This window comes from Candidatus Symbiopectobacterium sp. NZEC135, from assembly GCF_025962695.1.
Genome location: NZ_JAGFPF010000656.1, coordinates 1 through 1,081, shown reverse-complemented (window position 1 = coordinate 1,081; position 1,081 = coordinate 1). Strand labels below are relative to the sequence as shown.

The 1,081-nt window shown below is 51.7% G+C and carries 1 protein-coding gene; it reads right to left on the bottom strand.

Features of this window, described 5'->3' with window-relative positions; genetic code table 11:
* Window positions 1-1,081, bottom strand: a 1,081-nt coding sequence (locus J5224_RS29530; RefSeq protein WP_264628627.1) for a lyase family protein, incomplete at both ends; no start/stop codon positions are given.

Sequence of the window (1,081 nt, the reverse complement as noted above, 5' to 3'; positions counted from 1 at the left end):
ACATGATTCATGATCCCTCCTCAGCACCCGCACAGCAAGCGCATCGGCCAGCACCGCACACAGCGCGATATAGGCGGCCGGATCGACCAAATCAGCAATTTCTTGCACCGTAAATTGGCTCGCTATCACCGGGTCATTGCTTAACACCTTACTGTATTCGAGATGTTCATGGGTGCTGCGCATCGCCATGTTATAAACCAGTTCGTGCGCCGGATCTTTGCCCAGTTTATCCACCAGTTTCATCATGATTTTTTCGCTGTTGATTAACCCGTGCGTCAACATCACGTTGTCATGCATCCGCTCACGGTTAATCACCAGCGTTCGCGTCAGTTCTTCCCCACGCAGGATAATTTCCGCCATTAATTCAATACTTTCTTGCAGGCTGGCATCAAAAATAAAATAGGCTGAGCTGTCTGCTTCGAAGGGGCGTGGGCAAACATACAAGGTTGCCGTCAGTACCGAATATAATTTTTGCGCATTGGCAATGATCCCTTTCGCCAGCTTGGGATTCACCTTTTGCGGCATGGTGCTGCTGCCTACCGTGCCTTTGGCAAACGCTTCAGACACTTCGCCAAATTCTTCACTCGAGGTTTGGTAGACCTCTTCAGCAATTTTATGCAGCGTCGTTGCCAACAGGCACAGGTTGCTGATGTACTCAGCGCGGAACACCCGGGCATTGCGTGAAGGCACCAGCATCGAATGCATACCAAGCTGTTCCGCGACCAAGTCCTGCACGGCTCTGCCCGGCTCGCCGGTCGCATGGAAAGCGCCTACCGCGCCCCCCATCATCACGGTAAACACCCTTTTCTCCGCCTGTTGCATGCGATCCACGGCGGCCAGCAATTCATAAATCCATACCGATACCTTATAACCATAGGTGATCGGTAAAGCGTGCTTGCCATGCGTGCGCCCCGCCATCAGGGTGTTTTTATGCGCTTTTGCCAGGTTAGCCAAATTCACCAGCGTGGCATCCACAAACGTCATCAGTTTCTGGTGGAATTTTTTTACGATAAACAGGTGTGCCGTCTGCTGAATATTCTGTGTTGTCACCCCATAGTGCACATACTTGCCACTCTCGGCA